Origin of the sequence: Kribbella soli (assembly GCF_004331345.1) — a bacterium.
In the GTDB taxonomy this organism is placed as follows: Bacteria; Actinomycetota; Actinomycetes; order Propionibacteriales; family Kribbellaceae; genus Kribbella; species Kribbella soli.
The window spans coordinates 1,730,810-1,748,565 of sequence record NZ_SJJZ01000001.1 but is presented as its reverse complement, the minus strand read 5'-3'; the positions used below and the strand labels follow the sequence as shown (position 1 = coordinate 1,748,565).

The window sequence follows — 17,756 nt, the reverse complement described above, 5'->3', positions numbered from 1 at the left end:
AACCTTTCTAGCGAATCGCACCCGCGGTCAGCCCGCGGACGATGAAGCGCTGGCCGAAGATCACGATGGCCAGCGTGGGCAGGATCGACAGCGTGACGCCGGCCAGGATGAGTCCCGGGTCGGCGGCCTCCGCGTCGTTGAGCTGGCTGATGCCGATCTGCAAGGTACGGCGGGACGCCGAGTCGCCGATCAGCAACGGCCAGAAGAACTGGTTCCACGCGGACAGGAACACGTACAGCCCGACCGCCATCAGCGCCGGCTTGTTCAGCGGCAGCAGGATCCGGCTGAGGAACCGCCAGTGCCCGGCGCCGTCGATGGTTGCCGCGTCGCGCAGTTCGACCGGGAACTGCAGGAACGACTGCCGGAGCAGGAACACCCCGAACGCGTTCGCCAGGAACGGCAGCACCAGCGCGATCATCGTTCCGGCGTACGTCTTGGTCAGTCCGTGCCCGCCGAGCTCCCAGCTGGTGATGGTCAGGTAGTTCGGCAGCACGATCGACTCCCACGGCACCATCAGCGTGGCCAGGAAGAGCCCGAAGAGCAGGGTGCGTCCCCACATCTTCATGAAGACGAACGCGTACGCCGCCAGCACGCTGGTGATCAGCTGCGACAGCGTGATGATCGACGTCTGCAGGACCGAATTCAGGTACTGCTGCCCGATCGGCGTTCCCGACGACGTCGCGCCCTTGTAGTTACCGGTGAAGAACCCGTGCGGGAAGAGATCCGGCGGGTACGACGAGATCTGGCCGGGTGACATGACCGATCCGGCGATGACGTAGTACACCGGGAAGATCACGAGGAGCGCGGCCCCGATCAGCACCACGTAGGTGACAACACGACCTGTTCTCACTTGTAGTGCACCCGCCTCTCCAGGACGCCGAACTGGATCGCCGTACAGGCGAGCAGGATGACCAGCAGCACGATCGCCTGGGCCGACGCGGCGCCGAAGTCGCTGGCGTTGTTGGCGAAGGCGGTGTGGTAGATCGAGTAGACGAGCGTCTTGGTCGACTGCTCCGGCCCACCCTCGGGTGTCAGGATCTTGATCTGCCCGAAGCCCTGCAGGGACTGGATCGTGGAGATGACGATCAGGAAGAACAGTTGCGGGCCGAGCAGCGGGATCGTGATGTACCGCGACGCGCGGAAGCCGCCGGCGCCGTCCAGCGTGGCGGCCTCGTTGATCTCGGTCGGGATCGCGCCGATGCCCGCGGACAGGACCAGGACGTTGTACCCGATGCTCATCCACACCGTGGTGATGGCGACGCTGATCAGCGCCCAGGACGGGTCGGTCAGCCACCCGATCCGATCGATGCCGAACCGGCCGAGCAAACCGTTCGCGAGCCCGATCGCCGGGTTGTAGATGGTGGCGAAGATGACCGAGGCGCTGGCGACCGAGAACGCGAACGGCAGCGCGAACGCGGTCCGGAAGATCCGGATGCCCTTGATGTGCTGTTCGAGCAGCAGCACGACGACCAGACCGCCGAGCACGCCGGGGATCACAGTGAGCAGCACGAACGCGAACGTCACCCAGAGGATGTGCCGGAACTCGGCCGAGCCGAGCATGTCCTTGTAATGCTGCAGCCCGACGTACGCGTCCGGCCGGCCGAAGAGGTCGGAGCCGTGCAACGACAGCGAGACGGACTTGCCGAGCGGCCACACGATGAACAGTGCGAACACCACCAGGCAGGGCACGAGCATCAGCCAGGACAGCAGAGATGCCGGTGTCGGCCGGCGGCGGGCACCCGCCGGCAAGCTTGTTGTAGTCAATCCTTTACCTCCAGTAAGGGCGCAGTCTTACACCGCCCGGGGTCCCCAGCGCCAGGGCACGCTAGGCTGATCGCCCGTGAAGGTCTTGGTGATCGGCTCGGGTGGCCGCGAGCACGCTCTGGCCTGGGCGCTGGCCCAGGATCCGGAGGTCGAGCAGGTCGTGGCGGCCCCGGGCAACCCTGGCATTGCCGTGTTGCGTCCGGCGTACGACGGGCAAACGATCGTTTGCCGTCCGGTGGACATCTCCGACCACGACGCGGTCGTCGCGCTGGCGCGCGAGCTGGACGTCGATCTGGTGGTCGTCGGACCGGAGGCGCCGCTGGTGGCCGGCCTGGCCGACCCGCTGCGGGACGCCGGGTTCGCGGTCTTCGGGCCGTCCCGGGAGGCCGCGCAGATCGAGGGCTCGAAGGCGTTCGCCAAGGACGTGATGGCCGCCGCGAGCGTGCCGACCGGACGGGCGTACGTCTGCACGACGCCGGAGGAGGCCGCGACGGCGATCGACGCGTTCGGGCCGCCGTACGTCGTGAAGGACGACGGGCTCGCCGCGGGTAAGGGCGTGGTCGTCACCTCGGACCGTGAGGAGGCGCTCGCACACGCGGCCGAGTGCGACCAGGTGCTGATCGAGGAGTTCCTGGACGGCCCCGAGGTGTCGCTGTTCGCGATCACCGACGGTACGACCGTGCTGCCGATGCAGCCGGCGCAGGACTTCAAGCGCCTCGGTGACAACGACGAGGGCCCGAACACCGGCGGCATGGGCGCCTACACGCCGCTCCCGTGGGCGCCGGACGACCTGGTCGCCGACATCACCGAGAACGTCCTGCAACCGACGATCGACGAGCTCCGGCACCGCGGCACGCCGTTCAGCGGCCTGCTGTACGCCGGTCTCGCGCTGACGTCGCGTGGTGTGCGCGTGATCGAGTTCAACTGCCGCTTCGGTGATCCGGAGACGCAGGCGCTGCTGCCGATGCTGAAGACCCCGCTGGGTGGCCTGCTGTACGCCGCCGCGACCGGCAAGCTCACCGACCACGGCGACCTGAGCTGGCGGAACGCGTCGTCGGTCGCGGTCGTGGTCGCCGCGAAGAAGTACCCGGCCAGCCCGCGCAAGGGCGACGCGATCACGGGCGTCGAGCAGGCGGAGAGCGACGACGTCCGCGTCTTCCACGCGGGTACGGCGCTCGACGACGAGGAACTGGTGACGGCAGGCGGCCGCGTCCTCGCGGTGAGCGCCGTCGGCAAGGACCTCGCCGAGGCCCGCCAGCGCGCGTACGCAGCCGTCGGTCAGATCCGGATCAAGGGCTCCCAGCACCGCACCGACATCGCCCTCAAGGCCGAGCGCGGCGAGATCACCGTCTGAACCTCAGATGTACCCGCTGCCGGTCGTCGGGCCGAGCGTGCCGTCGATCGTGTTGTCCCGCACGGGCTTGAACGGATCGATCTTCGGCATCCCCGGCAACGGGTGCTCGAACATGTCCCGCAGCCGCTCGTCCTCGATCCCCGGTACGCCGAGCACCGCGACCCGCAGGAGGCCGGTGCCGGGGTGTTCGAGCAGTTCGCGGTACGTCGGGCTGAACCAGCGGAGCATCCGGAGCTGCCCCTTCGCACGGACGGCCGCCTCGAGGTCCTTGACCGCACCGGTCGCCGCGATCCGCGCGAGGAAGTCCGCCACGCCGAGACCGCTCTCCGGGACCAGCGCGAGCGCGGCCGCCTCGACCGGGTACGTCGCCTCGGAGCGAACGAGCTTGACCCGCTGCCGCTTGTCCGCGACCTCCAGCCGGCCATCGGTGGCGAGCGCCACGAAGATGACCAGTGCAGCTCGTTGTGCGCCGCCGAGCAGCCAAGCGGCCTCATACGTGGTCAACTTGTTCATGTACACAGAGTGACTTTGGATAGGGTCACGAAAACTGATCGCGAAAACAGGGAACCGGATCGACGGGTCGGGGGTGTTGGTGGGTATGGAGACGGAGGGGCTGCGAGAGTTCTACAGCGCCCACCAGCCGCGGCTGGTGGGTGTGATCTCGCTGCTGACCGGGTCACGTGCCGAGGCCGAGGACATCGTCCAGGAGGCTTTTGTTCGGCTCGTGCCCCGCTGGGAGAAGGTGTCGCGGTACGACGCTCCGGAGGCCTGGGTTCGCCTGGTCGCCGTGCGCCTGGCCGCGAACAGGCACCGGGACGGCAATCGGTTCACGCAGTTGTTCCACCGGCTGCCGGCCGACCACGTCCCGGATCCCGCCGACCGGTACACCGGTGATCTCGAGCAGGCTCTCGCCGGCCTGCCGATGCCGACCCGGCAGGTCGTCGTCCTCCATTACGTCTGTGACCTGACCGTGGCTCAGGTGGCGGACACGCTCGGAATCGCGGAAGGCACGGTCAAATCGCGCCTGTCCCGCGCCCGGGACACCCTGTCCGATTCATTGCTGTTGAGGAGTGACGACCATGCCTGATCTGCAGGAGGACCTGCAGGCGCTGGCCGACCGCCGCGCCGCCGAGTCCGCCGGAGACTTCGACTCCGTTCTGACCACGGCCAAGACCCGCAAGCGCCGCCGGACCGCCGGTCTGACCGTGATCGGTGCGGCCGCTGTGGTCGGCGCCGTCGCGATCGTCCCGACGCTCCGCCCGGCCTCGAACGCGCCCGTGGCCGACAGCCCGGTGCCCACGAACAAGGTCGTCCCGCCGTCGGTCGAGTCGGTGCCGTCCGCGCCGCCGGTCCAGAAGGCCGGCCCGCTGGGGCTGAAGTCGGCGACCACGCTGACCAAGACCGCCGGCGGCCAGTTCGTCGCCTCGTTCCCGGACAAGCAGCTCCGCGCGGTGACGTTCTCGCTGTCCTCGGCCTCCAAGCCGGAGGTGGCGCTGTACACGCTGGTGGCGAAGGTCCCGGGCGACGCGACCACGCCGTACGCGATCCGGATGACGGGTGAGATGGGGATGAGCATCCCGTCGTACACGGGCGCCGGTCCGTACACGCTGGCGATGCCGAAGGGCCTGCCCTCGGGCTCGTACCGGGTGTGCACGCTGTCCGGTTCGCTGCTCTGTGGTCTGGTGACCGTCAGCTAGTCGCCGTCTGGGAGAATGGGGTTCGTGACCAAACCCCGGATCCCCAACGTTCTCGCCGCGCGCTACGCCAGTCTGTCGATGGCGGAGCTGTGGTCACCGGAGCACAAGATCGTGCTCGAGCGGAAGCTCTGGGTCGCCGTACTGAAGGCCCAGAGCCGGCTCGGGGTCGCGGTTCCGGACGGGGTCGTCGAGGACTATGAACGAGTGGTCGACCAGGTCGACCTGGCGTCGATCGCGGACCGCGAGCGGGTCACGCGACATGACGTGAAGGCGCGGATCGAGGAGTTCAGCGCGCTCGCCGGGCACGAACACATCCACAAGGGGATGACGAGTCGTGACCTGACCGAGAACGTGGAGCAGCTCCAGATCCGCGCCGGCCTGGAACTGGTCCGGGACCGTGCGGTGGCAACCGCCGTACGGCTGGGCCAGCTGGCGGCCGACCACGCGGCGCTGGTGCTGACCGGGCGCTCGCACAACGTGGCCGCGCAGGCGACCACGCTGGGCAAGCGGTTCGCGTCGGCCGCCGACGAGCTGCTGGTCGCGGTCGCGCGGATCGAAGAGCTGATCGAGCGGTACCCGCTGCGCGGCATCAAGGGTCCGGTGGGTACGTCGCAGGACATGCTCGACCTGTTCGGGGGTGACCCGGCCAAGCTGGAGGAGCTGGAGCAGGACATCGCCCAGCACCTTGGGTTCAGCCACACGCTGACGAGCGTCGGCCAGGTGTACCCGCGGTCGCTCGACTACGAGGTCGTGTCCGCGCTGGTGCAGCTGGCCGCGGGGCCGTCGAGCCTGGCGACCACGATCCGGCTGATGGCCGGGCACGAGCTGGTCACCGAAGGCTTCAAGGAGGGCCAGGTCGGCTCCTCGGCGATGCCGCACAAGATGAACACCCGGTCCTGCGAGCGCGTCAACGGTCTCGCGGTCATCCTCCGCGGGTACGCGTCGATGGCCGGCGAGCTGGCCGGCAACCAGTGGAACGAGGGCGACGTCTTCTGTTCCGTCGTACGGCGGGTCGCGCTGCCGGACGCGTTCTTCGCGCTGGACGGGCTGTTCGAGACGTTCCTGACCGTGCTGGACGAGTTCGGGGTGTACCCGGCGGTGGTGTCGCGGGAGCTCGAGCGGTACCTGCCGTTCCTGACCACGACCAAGGTGCTGATGGCCGCGGTGAAGAACGGTGTCGGCCGGGAGACCGCGCACGAGGTGATCAAGGAGCACGCGGTCGCCACCGCGCTGGACCTGCGCAAGGGCCTCGCGGCGAACGACCTGTTCCACCGCCTCGGCGCCGACGGTCGCCTCGGCCTCACCGAGGAGCAGATCGTCGGCATCGTCGGCGAGCCCCTGTCCTTCACCGGCGCAGCCGTCGCCCAGGTCGGCGCCGTCGTCGCGAAGATCGACGAACTCGCCAAGCGCCACCCGGAAGCAGCCGCTTACACCCCGGGTGACATCCTCTAACTCGTGTTTGCACCGCTTACCTGGGGTCTTGTTGCGTTGGCGCTGGCTGCGATGGTGTATGCCGTCGTGCTCGCGGCGCGGGACAAGCGGATCGACTGGACTGTGCTGGGTGCGGTCGGGGTTGTCGAGGTCGGGCTGGTCGCGCAACTGGTCGTCGGGATCGTGCAGTACGCCGCTACCGACCGGGACGTGTCCGGGCCGTTCTTCATCGGGTACCTGATCGGGTCGCTGATCATCCTGCCGATCGGGGCGTTCTGGGCGCTGGCCGAGAGCAGCCGGTGGGGTGCCGGTGCGCTGGCCATCGCCTGCCTGGTGATCCCGATCCTCGAGCTGCGCCTTCACGACCTGTGGGCGGTCTGAGGTGACCGATCCAGCGGCCACGAAGCACGGGCCCGGACGGATCCTGATCGCGGTGTACGGCGTGTTCGCGCTGGCCGCGACCGCGCGGGCCGGCGTACAGATCGCGACGAAGTTCGGTGACGCCCCGATCGCGTACCTGTTGTCGGCCGTTGCCGCGGTCATCTATTGCGCCGCGACGTTCGCGCTGGCGAAGGCGACCGTGGTGTCGCGCAAGGTCGCCACGGCCGCGATCGCGATCGAGCTGGCCGGCGTGATCGCGATCGGCGCCTTCAGTTACGCCGTACCGGACGACTTCCCGGACGCGACCGTGTGGTCGCACTTCGGGCAGGGGTACGGCTTCGTGCCGCTCGTCCTCCCTGTGCTCGGCCTGCTCTGGCTCCGTCGCACGCGGTGACTCCCAGGAAGTTGCCAGCCACGCACAGGGGTTGACTCAGGTTCACCGACCAGCATCGGTGACATGCAGATTCCAGGTCATCCTCGGGTCGAGATCGTCGTACCCGTCAAGAACGAGGAAAACGACCTCGGACCGAACATCAGACGGTTGCGGGAGTTCCTCGACACCGCTTTCCCGTTTCCGGCCGAGGTCTGCATCGCGGACAACGGAAGTACGGACGCGACATATGAGATCGGTACGCTGCTCGCCGCCGAGCTGCCCGGTGTCCGGGTGGTCCGGCTCGAGCAGTCCGGGCGCGGCCGCGCGCTGAAACAGGTCTGGTCCGCAAGCACCGCCGAGGTGCTCGCCTACATGGACGTCGACCTGTCCACCCACCTGAACGCGCTGCTGCCGCTGGTCGCGCCGCTGCTCGCCGGGCACAGTGACGTTGCCATCGGCACCCGGTTGGCGAAGGGCTCCCGGGTGGTCCGGCGGCCGAAGCGGGAGTTCATCTCGCGCTCGTACAACCTGTTGCTACGGGCAACGTTGAGCGCGCACTTCTCCGACGCGCAGTGCGGGTTCAAGGCGATCCGCGCCGACGTGGCCCGCGAACTGCTGCCGCTGGTGGAGGACACCAGCTGGTTCTTCGACACCGAGTTGCTGGTGCTCGCGGAGCAGGCCGGGCTGCGGATCCACGAAGTACCGGTGGACTGGGTCGACGACCTGGACTCCCGGGTCGCAATCGCGAAGACGGTGGGCGAGGACCTGCGGGGGATCGCCCGGCTGATGCGCAGTCGCCTCGACCTGGAGCCGATCCGGCAGAAGTACGGCCGGCCGCGCATCCTCGATCCGCGGACCGCGATGGCCGCGCGGGTCCTGCGGTTCGGCGCGGTCGGGGTGCTGAGTACGGCGGCGTACGCGCTGCTCTATCTCGTGCTGCGGCAGGGCATGCCGGCCCAGGTGGCGAACCTGCTGGCGCTGCTGATCACCGCGGTCGGCAACACCGCGCTCAACCGGCGGATCACCTTCGGCGTCCGCGGCGTGGAAGGCCGCTGGCGGCATCACCTGCGCGGCCTGGTCACCTTCGGGATCGGCTGGAGCCTGACCGCGGCGTCGCTCTGGCTGTTGCACACCGCGGTCGCCGCGCCGCACCAGGCGGTGGAGATCACCGTCCTGACCATCGCGAACCTGGCCGCGACCGTCGTCCGGTTCAGCCTCTTCCAGGCCTGGGTCTTCGACGACGACGCACCCACCATCCCTTCCTTCGAACCCCCGGCGGTTCTCGAAAACACCCGGAGCAACTGATATGGCAACGCTGTCCGATCCCGTCGAGGCGACAAGACCTCGCGCGATCGCCACGCAGTTCACCTTCGGCCGGGACAAGGTCCTGTACGGCGGTCTGCTGGCGCTGACCGCGATCGCGTACCTGTGGGGCCTGTCCAAGAACGGCTACGCGAACGAGTACTACGCCGCCGCGGTGCAGGCCGGGTCGACGAGCTGGAAGGCCTGGTTCTTCGGGTCGTTCGACTCCTCCAGCTTCATCACTGTCGACAAGACCCCCGCCTCGCTGTGGGTGATGGGGCTGTCGGGGCGGATCTTCGGATTCAACACCTGGAGCATGCTGGTACCCGAGGCGCTGATGGGCGTCGCGAGCGTCGGCTTCGTGTACGTGTCCGTACGGCGCTGGTTCTCCGCGAACGCCGGCCTGCTGGCCGGAGCGATCCTCGCGATGACGCCGGTCGCCGTACTGATGTTCCGGTTCAACAACCCGGATGCGCTGTTGATCCTGCTGCTCTGCGCCGGTGCGTGGGCAGTGACGCGGGCGATCGACTCGACCAAGCACGCGGCGCGCTGGATGATACTGGCCGGTGCGCTGGTCGGGTTCGGGTTCCTGACGAAGATGCTGCAGGCGTTCCTGATCCTGCCGGCGTTCGGGATCGCGTACCTGGTCGCCGGGAAGCCGGCGTTCGGGAAGCGTCTCGTGCACCTGGTGCTGGCGACGGTTTCTCTGATCGTGAGCGCCGGCTGGTGGGTCGCGATCGTCGAGCTGATCCCGGCCTCGTCACGTCCGTACATCGGCGGGTCGTCGACGAACAGCATTCTCGAACTGACCCTCGGCTACAACGGCCTCGGCCGGTTGAACGGCAACGAGACCGGTTCGGTCGGCGGCGGGACGGGCGGCGCCGGCTGGGGCGGCGCGGCCGGTGTGCAGCGGCTGTTCGGCGGTGAGTTCGCCTCGCAGATCGCTTGGCTGCTGCCGGCGGCTCTGCTCGCGACGATCGTGCTCGTTGTTGCCTCGGGCAAAGCGCCGCGGACCGATCGGAAGCGGGCGTTCGCGCTGCTGTGGGGTGGCTGGCTGGTAGTCACCGGTCTGGTGTTCAGCTACATGCAGGGCATCATCCACAGCTACTACATGATCGCGCTGGCTCCGGCGATCGGCGCACTGATCGGTGCGGCGATGGCGGTGCTCTGGAAGCGGCGTACCGAATGGTTGCCGCGGACAACGTTGGCCGGTGGAATCCTGCTGACGGCCGGGTGGAGCTTCGCACTGCTGAACCAGACGCCGTTGTGGCAGCCGTGGTTGCGCTGGGTCGTTCTGGCGACCGGTGTGGTGGCGGCCGGGCTCCTGATGGTGCTGCCTGAGTTGAAGTTGCACCGTACGGCGGCTCGGCGAGCCGGGCTGTTCGCGGCGACACTGCTCGCGGTGAGCGCACTGGCCGGGCCGACGGCGTACTCGGTCGAGACGATCAGTGCGGCGCACGCCGGTGCACTGCCGTCCGCCGGCCCCTCGGGGGCCGGTGGCATGGGCGGACGCGGTGGCTTCGGTGGCGGCGGCCGGATGGGTACGCCGCCTGGCACTGGTACTCAGCAGCCCGGGACCGGTACTACGCAGCAGCAGGGTGGTCCTGGTGGTGGCGGTATGGGCGGGTTCCTCGGCGGTGGCGGGATCAGCGGAGTCTCCAGCGAGCTGATAACGCTGCTGCAGCAGGGCGCGAAGGGGTACACCTGGACCGCCGCGGCACTCACCGCGAACGGGGCCGCGCCGCTGCAGATCGCGTCTGGCGAGCCGATCATGGCGATCGGCGGGTTCAACGGGACCGACCCGGCGCCGTCGCTCGACGAGTTCAAGGAACTGGTTGCCCAGGGCAAGATCCACTACTTCATCGGGAGCAGTGGCGGCGGGATGATGGGCGGCCGCAACGGCACTTCCAGCGAGATCGCCACCTGGGTCAGTGAGAACTTCCAGTCCCAGACCGTCGGCAGCACCACCGTCTACGACCTCTCCACCGGAACAGGAGCATGAAGATGACACAGTCCGCAGAAGCCCAGTTCCAGGCGGCGCAGGCCGCCCAGAACAACCCGACGACCCCGCCGGCCCAGCAGCCCGCGCCGCAGCAACCGACAGAACAGCAGTCCGAGGTGGCGAAGGGCAGTGGGCGGCCGAGCAATCTGGTGCTGGCCGGTGCCGGTTCGATCCTTGCTGTGCTGGCCTTCCTCGGCGGCATGGCGGTCGGGCACTCGTGGGACGGCACCAGCAACCAGCAGGGACAGTTCGGCGGCCCCGGCGGCGGAATGCGCGGCGGATTCCCCCAGGGCAACGGCCAAGGCACCGGCCAGGGCACGGGCCAAGGCACTGGGCAGGGCACACTCCCCGGCCAGGGTCAAGGTCAGGGAACCCAGCAAGGCCAGGGAACCCAGCAGGTTCCGGGCCAAACGCAAACCAGCTGAACCGAGTCAGCCCGGCGGGCCCCGAGCGGACACTCAGGCCCGCCGGGCGTCCCGCCGTACGCCCCCGCGTACGCAGAGACTTTGTGCACCCACCGACCATTTCGGACGCTGAAAAATGGGCGGTGGGTGCACAAAGTTGGTGGGGGAGGTGGGTGGGACGACACGCTGAATGGTTCACGTGGGGGGTGGGAGGGGTAAGGATCGGTGCGTGGAATGGTCGAACGTCACTTGGTTCCTGACCGCCCTCGGGGCGGTCGTCGTACTGATCACGCGCGTCCGGCTCGGCGGGACTGTTGTCGACGGCACCGGTCACGGCGCCGGCCGGCACGGGTACTCCGCAACGCTGATACGGCTGCACACCGTGGTCGGAGTGATCACGCTGATCGGCTGGGTCGTTGCCCTGGTCACCGGTCGGCGGGAGATCGCTCTGGTCATGCTGGCCGGTTGGTGGTTGCTGACGGTCATCGGATTGTTGCTTCTGGCCCGTTGGCTGCCGAGCGGCGGCAAGCACTCCGAGGATGCGCAGAGTGACGCCTGGGGCTCCGGCGCCGGGCTGTCCGTCCTCGGCCACGTGGGCATGCTGCTCGGTGTCGGCTACTTCACCTTCGTCGCGGTCACGGACCGTCTCTGAGCCCGGCGATCAGCGCCGTGACAGAGCGTCGTACGGCGGCCTCGAACGCTTCTGGTGAGAGCGTTGTCCCGGTCCCGGCGACCCGGTCGTACATCAGTCCGTCCAGCATCGCGGCGACCGGCCACGCCGCCGCCTCCGGATCGGGTACGTCGAGTCCGGCCAGCAACTGTGCGAGCATCGTCCGCAACTGCCGCCCGCCTTCGACGATCGCGGTCCGCAGTTCCGGCTGACGGCTCGCCTCCAGCGACAACTCGTACCGCGCCACCAGATCGTCCGGCCGATCCTGCGCGAGTCCCGCCGTCATCGCCACCATCAGCTCGACCGGATCCGCCCCGGCCGGCGGCATCCCGGCCACGTCCCGGGTGAGCATCCGGCTCACGCACGCGGTGAGCAGAGCGTTCCGCGTCCGCAGGTAGTACGACGTGGAGCCCGGCGGCAGGCCCGCCTCGGCGTCGACGGCGCGGTGTGTCAGCCCGCGTAGCCCGCGGGTCGCGACGAGATGGATCGCGGCGTCGGCAATGGCATCCTGCCGATCCGCACCCCGCGGAACCTGCTTAGGCCCTGTCACGTCGCACAGTCTCGCACTTCCCAGCCGAACTCTACAGCTGTAGAGTCGATGGCATGAGTACGGCGATCGTGGTCGGGGCGGGTATCGGAGGGGTCATCGCTGCTGTCGCGCTGCAACGGCGCGGCTGGCAGGTCACAGTCCTGGAGCGTGCTCCGGAGCTGGGTGAGGTTGGGGCCGGGATCTCGGTCTGGCCGTCGGCGGTCGCCGTACTCGAGGAGCTCGGGGTGAAGGGCGTCGAGAAGGCGTCGGTGCAGGCCAAGCCGGCCGGGATGCGTAAACCCGACGGCCGTTGGGTGGTCGGCGCGGCCGATCTCGGTATGGAGCTCCCGGTGATGATCCATCGCGCGCAGCTCCACGACCTGATCACGGCCGAGTTCGGTCCGGCGGTAACGGTCCGGACCGGGTACGACGTACGGACGGTGACGCAGGATGTGGATGGTGTCACGGTCAACGGTGAGCTGCGGGCAGAGCTTCTGGTGGCCGCCGACGGGATCCGGAGCGTGGTGCGTGGAGCGCTGTATCCGCAGTACGCAGGGCCGCGGTACTCCGGGTTCACGGCGTACCGCGGGATCGCGGACGTGGATCTCGACGACGGCGGTGGCGAGACTTGGGGCCGCGGGCAACTGTTCGGGTTCGCGCGGCTGATCGACGGGCGGTTCTACTGGTACGGGACCGCGAACCGGCCGGCCGGTACCAAGAGCGAGCCGACCGTGTTCGAGAGCTGGCACGATCCGCTGCCGCGGTTGATCGCGGGCAGCGAGAAGATCCTGCAGAACGACATCTACGACCTGACGTTGCCGCTGGTGCCTTTCGTGCAGGGCAGGGTGGTGCTGCTCGGTGACGCGGCGCACGCGATGACGCCGAACCTGGGCCGCGGCGCCTGCTCCGCGATCGAGGACGCCGGCGCGCTGGCCCGGCACCTCGGACGGACCAGCGATCTGTCGGCGGCGCTGACGGCGTACGACGCCGAACGACGGCCGGCGACGACCAAGCTGGTGAAGCGCTCCCGCAGCGTCGGTCGCCTGGGCCAGACCGAGAACCCGGTGCTCTGCACGATCCGTGACGCCTTGTTCGCCGTCGGCGGGAAACTGGTGGCCCTGCGGGCCCGCAGGTAGGCGGATGGAACAATCGGGGCCGTGACCACACTTCCGCAGGCGCCTGAGATTCCCGGTGCGAAGCACCTCCACTCCGGCAAGGTCCGGGACCTGTACGAGCTCGAGTCCGGCGACCTGCTGATGGTCGCGAGTGACCGGATGAGCGCGTTCGACTGGGTCCTGGAGTCGGTGATCCCCGACAAGGGGAAGGTGCTCACCGCGATGAGCCTGTGGTGGTTCGAGCAGCTGGACGTGCCGAACCACATCATCTCCACGGACGTGCCGGCCGAGGTCGCCGGACGGGCCGTGGTGTGCGAGAAGCTCGCGATCTATCCGGTGGAGTGTGTGGTCCGCGGGTACCTGAGCGGCACCGGCCTGCTCGACTACAACGCCACCGGCGCGGTCTGCGGGATCTCGCTGCCGGGCGGCCTGGTCGAGGGTTCGCGCTTCGACACCCCGATCTTCACGCCGGCCACGAAGGCCGAGCTGGGCGAGCACGACGAGAACGTGTCGTACGACGTGGTGGTCGCGACCGTCGGCGCGGACACGGCGGCTGCCCTGCGGGATGCCACGCTCGGGATCTACACCACGGCGCGGGCGATGGCCGAGGAGCGCGGCATCATCCTGGCGGACACGAAGTTCGAGTTCGGCGCCCGCGCGGACGGGACGCTCGTCCTGGCCGACGAGGTGCTGACCCCGGATTCGAGCCGCTTCTGGCCGGCCGACGAGTGGGCGCCGGGCAAGCAGCAGCCGTCGTACGACAAGCAGATCGTCCGGGACTGGCTGCAGTTCGAGTCCGGTTGGGACCGCACGTCCGGGGAGGCGCCGCCGCCGTTGACCGACGAGATCATCGAGCGGACCAGGTCGTCGTACATCGCGGCGTACGAGCAGCTGACCGGGCGGAAGTTCGACGCCTAAAGGGCGCTGATGCCCAGCGCGAGCAGGATGAAGCGGCCGCCGCGACCGGCCAGGACCGACAGCGTGAAGACGACGGTCTTCATCCGCGAGGCGCCGCCGATCAGCGCGACGCCGTACAGCGGCGGGACACCGATGAACGCGCTCAGCAACGTGACCGGGATGCCCCAGCGGCTGTCGCTCATCGCGTCCAGAAGCCGTTTGGTGAGGTCGCGGTTGCGCTGGACGATGCGGCCCCAGCGGGTGTCCAGGTCGACCGGTTTCGGTTCCTTGGTCTTGCTGGCCGCGTAGCCGGGGCGGTACCGGACGGCAAGGAACATCGCGACCTTGCCGATGGTCTGGCCGACGGCGACGCCGCTCGCGGCGACCAGCGGGTTCAGGGCGTGGGTGGCACCGACGCCGAGCACGTACGCCTCGGCGTTCAGGAACGGTACGACGGCGGACCCGATCCCGAAGCCCACCGCAAGTACCAGTTGCCACACCCACATAACTTCGAGGCTAAGCGCGATCACGGCCACCGCCACGGATCTCGGCCCCGGTTGGGGGAGGGATCAGGGTCACACCGGGTCATGATCGTGGCTCTCCCGGGGTGGCGGCCTGGCGTCCGCAGAGGATCTGGACCAGCCGGTACGACGAGACGATCTTGACCACGCAGGCCGCGATCGCGACGGTGTACGGCAGCCAGTGGGCGCCGGTCTGGCCGGCGACGACCAGCGAGACCACCACGGCGCCGGTGTTCATCGCCTTGGCCGGCTTGGACCAGTTCCAGACGTAGATCGGCCGGTCCACCTTGTAGAAGTAGTTCGGGCTGAGCATCCACGGCCAGAGCAGGAACGAGAACGTCAGCATGGTGTCGAGTACGCCGAACTGCGCCAGGTAGATCGCCAGCGGCCCGATCGTGTCCGGGTACGTCGCCATGAACGCGGCCGCGAGCAGGAACGAGCAGGCCCGGTCGCAGACGATGTCGAACACCGCACCGGACAGCGACTCCTCGTTCCGGCGCCGAGCCACCCAGCCGTCGAGGCTGTCGCCGAACCAGTAGGCGACGTACCCGATCACCAGCCAGAGCAGCTCGCCGGTGTAGAACGCGTACGTGGCGAGCGCCATCGCGATCACGGTCCGGACCAGTGTGATCCGGTTCGGCATCGCGAGCAGCAACGCGGGTCGGACCGCCAAAGGTGTCGAGGTCATCAGGCCGCCCTCAGATTCTCGGGATCGAGTGCGTCCCGCAGTTGGTTGCGAAGCAGAAAACCGGCGGCGGTGCCGCCGAGATGGCCGAGTAGCCAGCCGGCGATCGTCAGGATCGCCGCGAGCAGCAGTGTGCCGGGCTCGAACGGCCCGACCGCGCCGCCGGCTACCCGGCTGATGCCGATCACCGTGCCGAACAGCAGACCGACGGCCAGTGCGGGAGCAGCAACCACGGTCAGTTGACGGCGAATGACCCGGCGGAGGAACGGCAGGTCCACCCCCAGCGCGGTCAGGCTGGCGAACTGGCGACGCTGGTCGACCAGTTGGTCCGCGACACCGACGATCAGCGCGGCCATCGCGGTCAGCGCGACCAGGACGAGCCCGGCGATCGTCAGCCCGAAACCGGTGTTGTAGAACACGGGGGCACCGCCCACGTCGGCGTCGGCCTGGACGCTCGCGATCCCGTTCGCCATGGTGCCGACGAGGAAGCCGCAGCACCCCAGCAGCATGCAGATCCGGGAGGCGGGCCGGGAGTCGGTCACCAGCCGGAGGCCGGTGAGCAGGTTGGCCGGGTCGCCGGACCGCTGCAGCCGCCGCCCCAACCCGCGGATCCAGACTCCTGAGGTGCTCAGGAAGAACAGCGCCAGGCCGGCGAGCACGATTGTGGAGCCCACGTACCCCATGTACGGCGAGGTGAGCAGGCCGAGCGCGATCAGTACCGGTCCAGCGATGATGCCGGTACGACGCTGCGCCGCGGACTGTGGTTGCCGCGACACGGGCCCGTCGCGGTGCAGGAGGCTTCCGATCACCGCACCGGCCGCCGTCATCATCACCACGACGGGAATCCACAGGACCGCGTCCATCAGCTCTGCACCGGGCAGGACCCGGGCCATCAAGGGCAGTGCGCCGAACAGCAGGCTCAGGACCAGGTAGGCAGGCCCAGCGAGCAGTCCACCGGCCAGACCAGCAATGGCCGCGTCGGTGACGGTCAGCTGTCGTAGCTGCTTCCGAGAGGCTCCTGCCATTCGTAGCGCAGTCAGTCGCCGTTCGCGGGCCGCCGTACCCAGTCGTAAGGCTTGGACCGCCAGGCCTCCGGTGAGTGCGGCCAGGATGATCAGGATCGCGATCAGCCCGGAGCGGAGGCCGCTCTCGGCGACGTAGTTGCTGTAGACATCGTTGCTCAGCTCGCCTTTGCCCAGGCGGACAATGCGCAGTGCGCCGAGCAGGAGGGCTCCACTGAGTGCGAGCGCTGCTGTGGCCAGCTGGACCCGGCTGCGGTCCGCCGGCGTCCGTGAGCGCGCCAGCTGTACCAGCGTCTCGAGTGTCATCAGAGCGACACCTCGTGCTGGATCAGGCCGTCGCGCAGCCTGATCTCGCGGTTTGCCGACGCGGCCACGAGGTTGTCGTGCGTCACCATCAGCAGAGCGGCACCTCGGTAGCGGGCAGCCTCCAGCAGTACGTCGAGCAGCTCCTGGCCGGCTCGACTGTCCAGGCTGCCCGTGGGCTCGTCGGCGAGTACTACGGACGGGCCGGTGACCAGTGCGCGCGCTACGGCAGCACGCTGTGTCTGGCCGCCGGACAGCTCGCCCGGAACCGCATCGGCGTCGTCAGCGATGCCTACCTGGTCCAGCCAGTTCATTGCGGCCTTGTGTGCCTCACCACGCTCATGTCCACCCAGCAGGAGCGGCAGCGCCACGTTGTCGACCAGTGGCAGGTCCGGCACCAGCTGACCGAACTGCAGCACGATGCCGACCTTCGTACGCCGCAGCGCCGCACGCTGCTCCTCCGGCAGAGCAGCCAGGTCCTGGCCGTCCACCTGCACGGCACCGGCGTCCGGAGTGAGGATGCCGGCCGCGCAGTGCAGCAGCGTCGACTTGCCGCATCCGCTCGCACCTGTCACCGCCACGACTTCGCCCGGCTTGAGTTGCAGGCTGACGCCGCGGAGGGCTGTGTTGCGTCGGTAGGCGTACTCGATTCGTTCCAGCTCGAGAGCGGCGTTCATCAGCGAGTCCCCCTCTGCTCGGAGATGCGGTCCAGGGCGCTGTCGAGCCAGCGCAGATCGGCGTCGAGGTGGGCCACGACGTACTCGCGGACCAGTGGTGAGGTCGGGTCGTCGTCGGCCGGGGTCTCCCGCAGCTCACGGATCCGGCGCAGGTGACTGGCGCGCTGGCGGGCGAGGAAGCCTGCCGCGTCGCCTCCGGTCCGGATGGCCGCCACGAGCTTCCGCAGTACCTCGTCGGCACTTCCCCAGGCCGGCGGCACCGGGTCGTTGAGCCAGTCGCTCAGGTGGTCGCGGCCCTTGCTCGTCAGCGCGTAGATGGTCCGGTCCGGCCCGCCGCCGGAGGTCTTGTCGATCACCTCGACCAGTCCGTCGCGCTCCAGTCGCCCGAGTGTCGTGTACACCTGTCCGAAGGCGAGCGGCCGGCTGTCCGGGAACCAGGCGTCATGGCCCCGCTTCACGTCGTACCCGTGCGCCGGGCCGGCGGACAGCAGCCCGAGGACGAGCTCAGCAGTGGCCATGACCAGAACTATACATCGCGTGTATGTACTGAGTGAATAGTCCAGGATGCGGCAATCCCCGGCGCGGTCGGTAGGATTCAGGCGTCACCCCGCAACGAACCTGGAGTAGTC

General features: G+C 68.8%; 21 protein-coding genes. 12 read left to right on the top strand and 9 right to left on the bottom strand.

Features of this window, described 5'->3' with window-relative positions; genetic code table 11:
* Positions 1–7: 7 nt before the first annotated feature.
* Both E0H45_RS08765 and E0H45_RS08760 read right to left on the bottom strand, forming a co-directional pair.
* Positions 8–850 carry a carbohydrate ABC transporter permease gene (locus E0H45_RS08765; protein ID WP_131335919.1) on the bottom strand — a complete coding sequence of 281 codons (843 nt, stop codon included), beginning with the start codon at positions 848–850 and terminating at the stop codon, positions 8–10.
* Positions 847–1,764 carry a carbohydrate ABC transporter permease gene (locus tag E0H45_RS08760; protein ID WP_238154867.1) on the bottom strand — a complete coding sequence of 306 codons (918 nt, stop codon included), beginning with the start codon at positions 1,762–1,764 and terminating at the stop codon, positions 847–849. The genes E0H45_RS08765 and E0H45_RS08760 overlap by 4 nt, the downstream gene beginning before the upstream one ends.
* Positions 1,765–1,840: 76 nt before the next feature.
* On the opposite strand from E0H45_RS08760, the gene purD reads away from it, so the two are divergent.
* Positions 1,841–3,118: a phosphoribosylamine--glycine ligase gene (gene purD, locus E0H45_RS08755; protein ID WP_131335917.1), complete on the top strand. Its 1,278-nt coding sequence runs from the start codon at positions 1,841–1,843 to the stop codon at positions 3,116–3,118.
* 3 nt (positions 3,119–3,121) lie between these two features.
* Here the strand turns inward: purD and E0H45_RS08750 are convergent, their stop codons facing one another.
* Positions 3,122–3,631 carry a TIGR04222 domain-containing membrane protein gene (locus E0H45_RS08750; RefSeq protein ID WP_131335916.1) on the bottom strand — a complete coding sequence of 170 codons (510 nt, stop codon included), beginning with the start codon at positions 3,629–3,631 and terminating at the stop codon, positions 3,122–3,124.
* 85 nt (positions 3,632–3,716) lie between these two features.
* Between E0H45_RS08750 and E0H45_RS08745 the strand changes: the two genes are divergently transcribed.
* The 9 genes from E0H45_RS08745 to E0H45_RS08705 all read left to right on the top strand — a co-directional run bounded on the left by E0H45_RS08745 (position 3,717) and on the right by E0H45_RS08705 (position 11,360).
* Positions 3,717–4,205, top strand: a complete 489-nt coding sequence (locus E0H45_RS08745; RefSeq protein WP_131335914.1) for a SigE family RNA polymerase sigma factor — start codon at positions 3,717–3,719, stop codon at positions 4,203–4,205.
* The gene (locus E0H45_RS08740) at positions 4,198–4,815 is read left to right on the top strand and encodes a RodZ family helix-turn-helix domain-containing protein (protein ID WP_131335912.1); all 618 of its coding nucleotides are present in this window, start codon (positions 4,198–4,200) and stop codon (positions 4,813–4,815) included. Before E0H45_RS08745 ends, E0H45_RS08740 begins: the two co-directional genes overlap by 8 nt.
* 24 nt (positions 4,816–4,839) lie before the next feature.
* Positions 4,840–6,267, top strand: a complete 1,428-nt coding sequence (gene purB, locus E0H45_RS08735; protein ID WP_420323325.1) for an adenylosuccinate lyase — start codon at positions 4,840–4,842, stop codon at positions 6,265–6,267.
* A 3-nt stretch (positions 6,268–6,270) separates the two neighbouring features.
* Positions 6,271–6,627, top strand: coding sequence for a hypothetical protein (locus tag E0H45_RS08730; RefSeq protein WP_131335908.1), 357 nt, complete (start codon positions 6,271–6,273; stop codon positions 6,625–6,627).
* A gap of 1 nt (position 6,628) precedes the next feature.
* Complete coding sequence (locus tag E0H45_RS08725; protein WP_130387968.1) at positions 6,629–7,021, top strand: hypothetical protein; 393 nt, start codon at positions 6,629–6,631, stop codon at positions 7,019–7,021.
* 63 nt (positions 7,022–7,084) lie between these two features.
* Complete coding sequence (locus E0H45_RS08720) at positions 7,085–8,305, top strand: bifunctional glycosyltransferase family 2/GtrA family protein (RefSeq protein WP_131335906.1); 1,221 nt, start codon at positions 7,085–7,087, stop codon at positions 8,303–8,305.
* A 1-nt stretch (position 8,306) separates the two neighbouring features.
* Positions 8,307–10,304, top strand: a complete 1,998-nt coding sequence (locus tag E0H45_RS43620) for a glycosyltransferase family 39 protein (protein WP_131335904.1) — start codon at positions 8,307–8,309, stop codon at positions 10,302–10,304.
* A gap of 2 nt (positions 10,305–10,306) precedes the next feature.
* The gene (locus tag E0H45_RS08710; protein ID WP_131335902.1) at positions 10,307–10,729 is read left to right on the top strand and encodes a hypothetical protein; all 423 of its coding nucleotides are present in this window, start codon (positions 10,307–10,309) and stop codon (positions 10,727–10,729) included.
* 208 nt (positions 10,730–10,937) lie between these two features.
* Positions 10,938–11,360 (top strand): hypothetical protein, encoded by a 423-nt coding sequence (locus E0H45_RS08705; protein WP_131335900.1) that lies wholly within the window; start codon positions 10,938–10,940, stop codon positions 11,358–11,360.
* On the opposite strand, the gene E0H45_RS08700 is transcribed toward E0H45_RS08705, so the two are convergent.
* Complete coding sequence (locus tag E0H45_RS08700) at positions 11,344–11,928, bottom strand: TetR/AcrR family transcriptional regulator (protein ID WP_131335898.1); 585 nt, start codon at positions 11,926–11,928, stop codon at positions 11,344–11,346. The two genes, E0H45_RS08705 and E0H45_RS08700, sit on opposite strands and share 17 nt — an antisense overlap.
* A 53-nt stretch (positions 11,929–11,981) precedes the next feature.
* Here E0H45_RS08700 and E0H45_RS08695 point away from each other — a divergent pair, with 53 nt between their 5' ends.
* Both E0H45_RS08695 and E0H45_RS08690 read left to right on the top strand, forming a co-directional pair.
* On the top strand, positions 11,982–13,043 hold the full coding sequence (locus E0H45_RS08695) for an FAD-dependent monooxygenase (RefSeq protein WP_131335896.1): 1,062 nt from the start codon (positions 11,982–11,984) through the stop codon (positions 13,041–13,043).
* A 21-nt stretch (positions 13,044–13,064) separates the two neighbouring features.
* Positions 13,065–13,940, top strand: coding sequence for a phosphoribosylaminoimidazolesuccinocarboxamide synthase (locus E0H45_RS08690; RefSeq protein WP_131335894.1), 876 nt, complete (start codon positions 13,065–13,067; stop codon positions 13,938–13,940).
* Here the strand turns inward: E0H45_RS08690 and E0H45_RS08685 are convergent.
* From E0H45_RS08685 to E0H45_RS08665, 5 genes are all read right to left on the bottom strand, one after another.
* Positions 13,937–14,425 carry a hypothetical protein gene (locus tag E0H45_RS08685; RefSeq protein ID WP_131335892.1) on the bottom strand — a complete coding sequence of 163 codons (489 nt, stop codon included), beginning with the start codon at positions 14,423–14,425 and terminating at the stop codon, positions 13,937–13,939. The genes E0H45_RS08690 and E0H45_RS08685 overlap by 4 nt on opposite strands.
* Positions 14,426–14,504: 79 nt before the next feature.
* A complete protein-coding gene (locus E0H45_RS08680) occupies positions 14,505–15,128 on the bottom strand; it encodes a CDP-alcohol phosphatidyltransferase family protein (protein WP_131335890.1) in 624 nt (207 codons plus the stop codon).
* Positions 15,128–16,453 (bottom strand): FtsX-like permease family protein, encoded by a 1,326-nt coding sequence (locus E0H45_RS08675; protein WP_131335888.1) that lies wholly within the window; start codon positions 16,451–16,453, stop codon positions 15,128–15,130. Before E0H45_RS08675 ends, E0H45_RS08680 begins: the two co-directional genes overlap by 1 nt.
* Entirely contained in the window at positions 16,453–17,127 is a 675-nt protein-coding gene (locus E0H45_RS08670) for an ABC transporter ATP-binding protein (protein ID WP_131335886.1), read from the bottom strand. Before E0H45_RS08670 ends, E0H45_RS08675 begins: the two co-directional genes overlap by 1 nt.
* Complete coding sequence (locus E0H45_RS08665; RefSeq protein ID WP_131335884.1) at positions 17,127–17,645, bottom strand: PadR family transcriptional regulator; 519 nt, start codon at positions 17,643–17,645, stop codon at positions 17,127–17,129. The genes E0H45_RS08670 and E0H45_RS08665 overlap by 1 nt, the downstream gene beginning before the upstream one ends.
* Positions 17,646–17,756 lie beyond the last annotated feature (111 nt).